We start from the raw sequence: 9,579 nt of genomic DNA, 5'->3' as shown, positions 1-9,579 counted from the left end.
GTATGTACTCGGTACCAGGGTAGTCCCATCGACTACGCTCCTCCTCTTAAAACGTCAATACTTTTACTTGCAGCATTTTCTTAATGGGCCGATCCTAATAAGACCCCACAAACGAACTGTTTATGAAGCCCTTCTTGTATCAATTGCAGTAATTCAGTAATTTAAGCCAATTGCTGTTGCCACTGTGATTCATTGAATCATACTTGGTGCTTACGTGGCATACCCAAGTCGACATTGAAGTCACGAGAATTCAACTGCACTAGCTAATATGCTGATTATTATTAAAACAAGCAAAACTCATTCAGACCCAAGAAACCAAGGCTAGTTGATTTTTCAGTCGGAATGATTGAGGGCAACCTAATGTACTATACGAAACAATAAAGTGTATAACGAAGTGTAACTATACAGGGGACTCAATGCAAGAGAACTTAACGATTTGAAATTCGTGCATCAGTCGAATCAAGTTGCGCGTCAATAGATTTCGGTATTGCTAAGTTTGCTCTGCTCGTCCCTTGACCTGTAAACATTTGCTAAAACAAATTCAGATAAAAGGTATATCGCTCACTATGTCCCGCATTCGGTTTGTTAATGAAGATCAAGAGATAGAGGTTACTGAAGAGGACGATCTGCGCTCTGTTGCACTGGATAGCAAAATTGACCTCTACACATTTAAGGGGAAGTTAATGAACTGTGGAGGGTATGGACAATGTGGAACATGCATTATTGAGGTTGTAGAGGGTATGGACAACCTTTCTCCTCGCACACCCGTGGAGAACGTCAAGCTTAAGCGAAAACCTGAGACGTTCCGTTTAGCCTGTCAAACGCTAGTTTTAGGGCCTGCTTCCATCAAAACCAAGCCCTTATAGTCGACCTGATAAGCTTGTGCAAGAGAACGGATAGTAGGCCGTTACTCCTGTTTCCAAGCAAGGGTTCTCCTGGCAAGCATCGGTAAATCTTTCCAAAGAAGCTTAGCAAAAATGGTATTGTAAAGTTTATAAATGCCCAGATGAGATAGAGATTAATTCCTATGCCAGTTAATGATTTAGGTGCAATCGCCACCGCTTTATTCGTATTCGTTCCTTGCGTATTCTTGATTCTTCTCTATGCTCAAACTGCGAGTCGAGGAAGCTAGTCAAGAGCTTTAGTTAGCGAATTCGAAAACACAGACTGAGTACCTAGTCATTCCCAACTGGGTACTCATAGTCTTACTAAACCATCTATCCATGTAGTTGCTGGATTTCAGGTTCCATTTATACTGCTTGGCAACGTTAATTCTTTGCCTATTTAATTTACTTTTAAATAGCCGGGAGCATCGTCTCTTTGAAAACTTAGCCTAGTCAGCTAAATTCAAGCGTCTATCGCTCACTAATAACCATACGCCGAAGTTCATACAGTAGAAAACCGCTTTATTCCAGGGTTTAGGACAAAAAAGCGGTTTTCTGTATATTGGGAATTACTATTCGGGATGGTGCGAGACAAAACCATTACTTGCTGCTTGAGGTTGAGGAAGGGCAGAAATAATGTTCTTTGCCATTCAAGCCGTGTACAAAGATTTACCGTTCGCGCGGCTTGGCTTTATTGACTTTTAATTGGCGCCCCATCCATTCTGCTCCATCTAGATCAGCAATGGCTGTTTCTTCGTCGTTATCTTCGGTCATTTCTACAAATGCAAACCCTCTCATTCTACCAGTTTCGCGATCAACAGGAAGGACTACTCGCTTAACCGTACCGTATTCAGTGAATACTTCTCGTACATCATCCTCAGTAGCTTGATAGGACAAATTGCCAATATAAATGGTCATAGTAAAACTCAGAGATTAGAATTGAACGGTCAAATGGTCAAATGGTGGCTTAGGGGTGGACAGCGTTCACGCTAAAAAATTGTTACTTTCTAGTGGTCGATTCAGCATGAAGTAGATGAGCATAGCTCATAGCTAATAAAACTATCGGCTAACTTTGAATAACTGATTTTAATTTAGTTTTGGAGCTGATGTTCCCTAAGCTCCGCTTTCAACGCATGTATCTTATTACTATTGCATTGTCTCATAAGAGCAGACGGTCATCCTGTCTTTGGTGTCACATTGGCAAACTAAATCGATGTAAGCTTTACGCTGATTCAGCAGCAGGCGATACTCCAAAGATTTTGTAATACATGTTGTTGTATTCCTGAGCGGATTTATCCCAGCTAAAGTCTGCCTGCATTCCTCTTTGTTGTAATTTTTGCCAAGCCGTTTGGTAATGGTATCCTTCCCACGCTCGAATCATACAGGTATACAAGTCGAGGGGCTCATACCGATCAAAACAATAGCCTGTTCCAAGTTGCTCATTAGGAACATGATGCATCACCGTATCAACCAACCCTCCCGTTCGACGAACGATGGGAACACAGCCATACCGCATCGCGATCATTTGGCTAATTCCGCACGGTTCGTAACGACTGGGCATTAGAAAAGCATCTGCTCCAGCATACACACGTCTTGATAAACCAGGATTGTAGAGCAATTGGGTAGACATCCGTCCCTTGAATCGGGAAGCAATTTGCCACATTTGGGTTTCATAGTAGCGATCGCCTGTACCCAATAAAACAAACTGGGCATCTGTGTAGGCCATAAAGCGATCTAAAACTTGAATGACCAGATCCAAGCCTTTTTGCTCAACCAAACGAGCAATCATGCTGACTAAAAATACCTTGGAGTTTACTTCTAAACCCAGTTCTTCCTGTAAAGCGATTTTATTGGCTACCCGTTTCTCTAATGAATCAACAGCAAAATTTTGTGGAATCAAGGTGTCAGTTTGAGGATTGAAGGATTGAACATCAATCCCGTTCAAAATACCGACTAGCTTGCCGCTGATAAAAGACATTAATCCTTCTAAGGTTTCCCCATAGGCTGGCGTCTGAATCTGTTCTGCATAGGTAGGGGATACGGTATTGACGTGATCGGCATATTGAACCGCCGCAGCCATGGTGTTGTGCCCCTGCATATACCAAGGGCACCACGTCATTTGCTCTAAGCGCCCCCGCCAAGGTCCTTGATAACCCAGATTATGGATAGTAAAGACGCTAGAAATATCTGGAGATTGGTGCATCCAGACCGGTATCATTCCCGTATGCCAATCATGGCAATGAACAATCTCAGGTTTCCAATAATTCCAGCAGAATTCTGCTGCTCCATTGGCAAAAAAGGTAAATCGCCAATCTTCATTGTCTCCGCCGTAAATATGCCGTGGAGCAAAGGTTGAATGTTTAAGGAGATAAAGTGGAACATCACTTTTGGGTAAGGTCGTTTCAAAGACCGTAAAGTCTTCAAACATCGCGGAGCCTGACCAAATGGGCGTTTTAGGAATGGTGATTTTATCCGGTAGGAATCCGTAGTATGGCATAAAAATACGGACATCGTGCCCCATACGACGAAGCACAGCGGGAAGTGCCCCAACAACATCTGCCATGCCGCCAACTTTGGCAAATGGGGCAACTTCTGCCGAAACAAAGAGGATGCGCATACTCACCTATCCCATGAATGTTGCCCATGATCATATCGGGCATGTGCCCACTTTGATGTTTATCAGGCAAAAACGCAACAACAGCATGATAGTTGATGGGCCGTTGTTGAAGGGGTGAGGGGCTTAACCTCCGCAACCTCAGGTCGGGCTTAGCCCATGATTGGAGCGCTTGTGCGAAGGGCCGTAGGTAAGAGCCTACGCGTAGGTGAGGGTTGCAGCTGGCCTGAAACTCAGGTTATGCACGTTTGCTCAAACCAAGATTTAGAACAGGATCCTAAATAACCCAAAACCACTCGTAATGGGGGAGAGGACATTACGGAGACCATCACCGAACTTGGTTATTCCAGAACGACCAATGACAACGACATCATTGTTCCGCAGGGCAGGGTTCGTTTCCTCGTTCACGGGTTCACTGAAATCAATTTTGATGTCTCTTTCAACGACGGTACCATCTTGATTCAGGCGAATAAGTTTGACTTTACTTTTATTGGCTCGACTATTGTCAAATCCCCCTGCCGCTAGGACAGCTGTGTTGAGAGGCGTATTGGGTTGAATTTTGACAACTCCTGGTCTTCTCACTTCGCCAACGACATTCACGTCAATCGTTGAAGGTGCAAAGCTAATCGTTGACAGTTCAGTCATCTCAGCCGCTGTCAAGCCAACAGCTTTGGGCACAACGACGGTATCGCCAGCCTGAAGCGCAATATCTTGGGAAAGGTCTCCCTCTTTAAGCAGTTTCCAAAGATCGACATCAATTTCCTGTTGGGTCCCATTGTGGGGACGTCTGATGACCCGAACCTTGCGAACATCTGCTTCGGGCTTAATACCCCCAGCAGTTTGAATAGCTTGGGTAACGGTCGGCAGTTCGGTTGTCGTTGCTCTTGAACTGCCCAGCGTGCCGGCCTCTTCCACTTCTGCACTGCCAGGACGAATCGTATGAGGGCCAGGACGATATACTTCGCCAATAATGGCGATATTAATCGGTTCCGATCGATCGGCTGAAAAACTCGCATTGCTAACGAGTAAGGAGTTGGCCAAATCGACTTCAGTGGAGGCCGGAATAATAACAGTGTCTTTATCTCGCAGCTCCAAATTTTGACTCAAATCCCCTTCTTGCAGTAGCTTCATCAAATTAACGGTGATGTATTGATCCCTACCGTTGAGTTGCGGGCGGCGGACTTGAATTTGGCTTAAATCAGCAGATTGTGAAGTTCCCCCTGCTAGCTGGATCAGTTGGGTCACGGTAGGGATCTGACCTGGAGATTCAACTGGATAAGTGCCAGGGCGTCTGACTTCACCCGTGACGGCGAGGGTGACGACCCGAGCGTTGACCAAAACCATGGTGACGTAAGGCCGTCTGTAGAGGCGAGTATAGCGGAGTGAAATTTCCCGCTCCGCTTGACCAATCGAGCGACCAGCTACTGGTACTCGACCAATTAAAGGTAGACTAACCGTTCCGTCGACAAGAACACGGTAGTTTGTGGTGAAAAGGTCGGGCTGACCAAACATGGTGAGCTGAATTTCATCGCCTGGCCCTAGGACGTAGGCTTGCTGATTAACTAGGTTCTTGCTATCGGGCGTCAATACAGTAGTTTGGGCAACGGTCACAGGGCTGGTGGTTTCAGGCACCTGAGGAGTGGAGACCTGGGCTGCTACTGATATTGGCGTGAGGGAGGCTGAAATAGCCATTAGCGTGACAGAGGGCAGAGGGCGAATCATAGTTAGTTAAACCCTAGTTAATTTTTATACCTAAATCGAAAAACAATTATATAACGATTGTTCATTTCGAGACGGTTTTGGGCAAGGTATGTTTCTAATAGTCACTAATTTGGCATAAAGACTATTGATCTGGCAATTTCACGCGTCAACAAATGTCTGAGAGGATGAGTCTGCCTAGACTTAAGCCAGCATATGTCAACATACAGAAGATAGTATTTGTAACAAGCAAAGCGGCATTTTTGCATGGAAATTAAACGGATTGTTGAGCTTATTCGCCATGGACAACCTGGCGAAAGCGTTAAGGTTCAAGGTTGGATTCGCACGAAACGGGAACTCAAGGACTTTGCGTTTGTTGATCTCAACGATGGCTCGTCTTTACAGGGGTTGCAAGTGGTGCTCAATCCCGATTTACCAGGGTATGAGGAGACGCTTAAGTTACTGAATACCGGTTCTTCTGTTTCGATCCATGGTGAAGTTGTGGCGTCTCAAGGCAAAAATCAACGCATTGAGCTGCGGGCAACGATGCTCCAGGTCTGGGGAACGGCTGATCTGGAAACCTATCCACTGCAAAAGAAGCGACATTCCTTTGAGTTCTTACGCACAATTGCCCATTTGAGATCGCGCACCAATACCTTAGGGGCCGTCTTCCGAGTTCGCAATGCCTGTGCCACTGCTATTCATCAATTTTTCCAAGAACGGGACTTTATGTGGATCCACACTCCCATCATTACAGCCAGTGATTGTGAAGGCGCAGGAGAGCAATTAGCCGTGACCAGCCTTAATCTTCAGCAGGTTCCCTTGGCTGAAGATCAAACAGTCGATTATAGTCAAGATTTTTTTGGCAAACCCACTTATTTGACCGTCAGCGGTCAGTTGGAAGGGGAGATTATGGCCTCTTCCTTCTGCAATGTTTATACGTTTGGTCCTACCTTTAGAGCTGAGAATTCCAATACCTCCAGGCACTTAGCAGAATTCTGGATGGTGGAGCCAGAAGTGGCGTTCTGCAATTTGCAGGGTGATATGGATTTGGCAGAGGCGTTTCTCAAACATGTCTTTAAATCGGTACTAGAGAGTTGCCCGGAAGACTTGGCATTTTTTAACCTGCGGATTGATCAATCTGTTTTAGAGACTGCCGACCAAATCATCAACAGTGAATTTGAACGGGTTACCTATACCACAGCGATCAAGCAACTAGAAAAAGCCAGTCGTAAATTTGAGTTCCCCGTGGAGTGGGGGCTGGATTTACAGTCAGAGCATGAACGATATTTATCTGAAGAACTGTTCAAAAAGCCTGTTATTGTGACGGACTACCCTAAGCAGATCAAAGCCTTTTATATGCGAATGAATGATGATGATAAAACGGTCGCCGCAATGGATGTACTGGTCCCTAAAATTGGTGAGATTATCGGTGGATCCCAGCGGGAAGAGCGCCTTGACCTTTTAGAACAACGTATCGTATCCCAAGGGCTGTCTCTAGAAGATTATTGGTGGTATCTTGATCTCCGCCGCTATGGTACGGTTCCTCATGCTGGTTTCGGCCTAGGGTTTGAACGTTTGGTTCAGTTTATGACTGGAATGGCGAACATTCGGGATGTCATTCCGTTCCCTCGGACGCCTTTAAGTGCAGATTTCTAGATAATGTTGATACAAAGAAAGCCACTCTAGATTGATCTAGAGTGGCTTTCTTAAGCTAAAGAAAGACTAAATTAAGGATGTCTGACTTTCGCATTAGCGCCTGGACTCAAAATTATTCAGCCACTTACGCACTTGCTCTCCAGCAATGTCCATACCGCCAAAGCCAAATGCCAGTGCTAGGGCCACAGCAATGGCACCGAGTAAGAGACCAAAGGCTAGATTGACAATATTCGTGGCAATGCCCATTTGTTGTAGCGCCATCGCCGAGACTAACGCAATAATGGCAACCCGAGCAGCTTGAGCCACCATTCGAGCCTGGCCCCCTCCAGAGCTGGAGACAATATTAAAGGTCATATTGGCTAGGTATAGTCCAATACCAAACACTAATACACCCACCAGCACTTGAGCCAAGATCCTTAATAGCTCAGTGATCACACCTGTTAGAGGTTGGAATTGCAGAACATCAGTCGCAGGAATCAAGAAGACCAATATGATGCCAACCAAAACCACTGTCCCAGCAATTTCCGAGGGAGTTTTACCGGAAGAAGCATTAAGTGGACCGTCTTCAGAAACACTATCCGTGGGTTCTTGGGCAGCTTGTAGTCCCAAAATTTGGAAAATATTGTTGAACCCAAAGTTGGCGAGCAAACCAGAAACCAAGTCGCCCACAATTTTCCCAAGGACGTAAGCCACTCCCAAAATAACTGCAGCAGTGAAGATGCGAGGAATGGTTCTGAGAACATCCCGCAGCATTTCAACCGCAGGCTCAGAGATAGCGGCGATACCTAACGCTTGAAAAGCAGAGATTGCAAATGGAATCAGGATAAAGACATAGACAACGCTACCCGCTAAAGTTGATAGGCTTTGCCCACCAATGGCTTGCGTTAGACCCAATTGCTGACCCCAGCGATCTGCTCCGCTCGCGGTTAGCAAATTCGTGACAATCATACGCACGATACGGGCCACAAACCAGCCAGCTACCCCAATGAGAACAGCGCCCAACACATTGGGTAAAACGGCCAAAATATCCTGAACCATCGCCTGCACAGGCTGCAATGGTCCTTGCAGTTTGAGGGTTTCTAAAATTGGGAGCAGGAACAGCAGAAAGATAAACCAGTAAATGGTGCTGCCTAGAGTTTCACTAATGGAGACCGGCTGTTGTCCACTCGCATCGTCGGCACTTGCTGCACTTAATCTCTCATCAATTGATAAAGACTGAAGGATCCGAACGACAACTATTTTGGCCACTGTTGCCAAAACCCACGCCACCCCCATTAAGGCAATGGCACCACCGATTTGAGGTAAATACCCCAAAACCTTATTCAGCAAGTTTGTCAGAGGGTCAGAGATGGTGGTGAGTTGCAATGACTGCAAAAAACCGACCACCGCAAATAGCATGACGATCCAAAACGCGATCGAAGCCAGCAGTTTTTCGACATTAGCCGCTGCGCGTGAGTCGTCAGTACCGGACAGCCAACGGGCAATACGGTTATCGATATCCGTTTTAGAGAGAAGGGCTTGTACAAACCACTTAACGAAATAGGCGACGATGACACCAATAATCAGAAAAGCGGCTGCCCCAAGCAAATTGGGAATCGCTTTCCCCAATTCAGACGTTACTCCTGTCAAAAGATCTTGGCCGGGCGGCGATTCATTAGGACTCGCCTGCCCCAGTATCAGGCCACTCATGTGACCTGGTGTGACCAAAACATTTGTCATTCTATTTGTAAAGGCATCCATTGATTTCTAGCTCTAAGTCCAATATCTGCAATGAGGGAACCATTTGGAACCTGGTTCAAGAAAATTTTCGCTATGCCATTTTATGTACAAAGCAAACCTATTTTGTTTGCTAATGCTGACTATTTATAACAGACTATTCAGACTTACCATAAGCCTTCATTGCCGGAAGCGATAAAGTCTTAATAAAGCCTTTGGATCTTATTTTCTTTTACTTGACTGTTTTTAGTCTAAAGCCTTTATTAGGTATACTTTGCACTCATTTATAGCTAATTTCTTTTTTGCAAATAAAAAAGTCTTAAATCATTACCGTTAGATAAGTATTAGTAATAAAAAGTTAAATCTGGATCAGACTTACGACCTAGGATTCTTATTGTCTAAGCCCTTAAAGTGATCTGGAAAACCCTGTTTTTATTACACTAGAAGTAGAAATATTAAGAAAGTTTGACTAATGATCACTAAACAACTTGGCTCCAATGGACCGCTTGTCTCTGCTGTTGGTATTGGCACTTGGGCTTGGGGCGATCGCATCTTTTTGGGGTATGGCGATCAATATGGTGAAGCTGAAGTCGCGGATGCATTTCAATCTGCTGTACAGTCTGGTATTACCTTGTTTGATACGGCTGAAATTTATGGATGGGGAGAATCTGAACGACTGTTAGGCAAATTCTACCAAGGTTGTCAGCATCCAGTTAGTTTGGCGACTAAGTACGGTCCAGTTCCCTGGCGTTTGGGCGAAGATGCCGTTCTTCAGGCGATTCAAGATAGCTTGAACCGGTTGCAGGTTGAGGTGATTGATTTGTATCAGGTGCATTGGCCTGTTAACTTCTTGATGAGCTATGAGACCTTATTTCGAGCACTCGCAAAGGCGGTTCAGCAGGGAATGATTGGCACTGCTCTCTTAAGGAGTGATTGCTAGGATGTATTTGCAGTATAAGTTTCAGTCTAATGCAATGCATCTATTGTCAAAGCGAGAACGTGGTCAAG

At 45.2% G+C, this 9,579-nt stretch carries 8 protein-coding genes; 4 read left to right on the top strand and 4 right to left on the bottom strand.

Annotation, left to right across the window (positions count from 1 at the left end; all coding sequences use genetic code 11):
• Positions 1 to 566: 566 nt before the first annotated feature.
• Together Q0991_RS12755 and psbM are read left to right on the top strand one after the other, a co-directional pair.
• Complete coding sequence (locus Q0991_RS12755) at positions 567 to 866, top strand: 2Fe-2S iron-sulfur cluster-binding protein (RefSeq protein ID WP_299489071.1); 300 nt, start codon at positions 567 to 569, stop codon at positions 864 to 866.
• Between the two features lie 161 nt (positions 867 to 1,027).
• Positions 1,028 to 1,132 (top strand): photosystem II reaction center protein PsbM, encoded by a 105-nt coding sequence (gene psbM / locus Q0991_RS12750; RefSeq protein ID WP_299406679.1) that lies wholly within the window; start codon positions 1,028 to 1,030, stop codon positions 1,130 to 1,132.
• A gap of 421 nt (positions 1,133 to 1,553) precedes the next feature.
• Here psbM and Q0991_RS12745 read toward each other — a convergent pair whose 3' ends face one another.
• The 3 genes from Q0991_RS12745 to Q0991_RS12735 form a co-directional block, all read right to left on the bottom strand.
• Complete coding sequence (locus Q0991_RS12745) at positions 1,554 to 1,802, bottom strand: RNA-binding protein (protein WP_299489069.1); 249 nt, start codon at positions 1,800 to 1,802, stop codon at positions 1,554 to 1,556.
• A gap of 304 nt (positions 1,803 to 2,106) precedes the next feature.
• Complete coding sequence (glgA, locus tag Q0991_RS12740; protein ID WP_299489068.1) at positions 2,107 to 3,501, bottom strand: glycogen synthase GlgA; 1,395 nt, start codon at positions 3,499 to 3,501, stop codon at positions 2,107 to 2,109.
• A 261-nt stretch (positions 3,502 to 3,762) separates the two neighbouring features.
• Positions 3,763 to 5,220, bottom strand: coding sequence for an SLBB domain-containing protein (locus Q0991_RS12735; protein WP_299489067.1), 1,458 nt, complete (start codon positions 5,218 to 5,220; stop codon positions 3,763 to 3,765).
• A gap of 243 nt (positions 5,221 to 5,463) precedes the next feature.
• On the opposite strand from Q0991_RS12735, the gene asnS reads away from it, so the two are divergent.
• Positions 5,464 to 6,855: an asparagine--tRNA ligase gene (gene asnS, locus Q0991_RS12730; RefSeq protein ID WP_299489065.1), complete on the top strand. Its 1,392-nt coding sequence runs from the start codon at positions 5,464 to 5,466 to the stop codon at positions 6,853 to 6,855.
• A 93-nt stretch (positions 6,856 to 6,948) separates the two neighbouring features.
• On the opposite strand, the gene Q0991_RS12725 is transcribed toward asnS, so the two are convergent.
• Positions 6,949 to 8,544 carry a mechanosensitive ion channel gene (locus Q0991_RS12725; RefSeq protein WP_299489064.1) on the bottom strand — a complete coding sequence of 532 codons (1,596 nt, stop codon included), beginning with the start codon at positions 8,542 to 8,544 and terminating at the stop codon, positions 6,949 to 6,951.
• Positions 8,545 to 9,043: 499 nt separating this feature from the next.
• Here Q0991_RS12725 and Q0991_RS12720 point away from each other — a divergent pair, with 499 nt between their 5' ends.
• The gene (locus tag Q0991_RS12720; RefSeq protein ID WP_299489063.1) at positions 9,044 to 9,511 is read left to right on the top strand and encodes an aldo/keto reductase; all 468 of its coding nucleotides are present in this window, start codon (positions 9,044 to 9,046) and stop codon (positions 9,509 to 9,511) included.
• Positions 9,512 to 9,579: the final 68 nt, after the last annotated feature.

Origin of the sequence: Acaryochloris sp. IP29b_bin.137, from assembly GCF_028285745.1 — a bacterium.
Taxonomy (GTDB): Bacteria; Cyanobacteriota; Cyanobacteriia; order Thermosynechococcales; family Thermosynechococcaceae; genus Acaryochloris.
The sequence above is the reverse complement of the archived record's forward strand: the minus strand, read 5'-3'. Positions and strand labels throughout refer to the sequence as shown.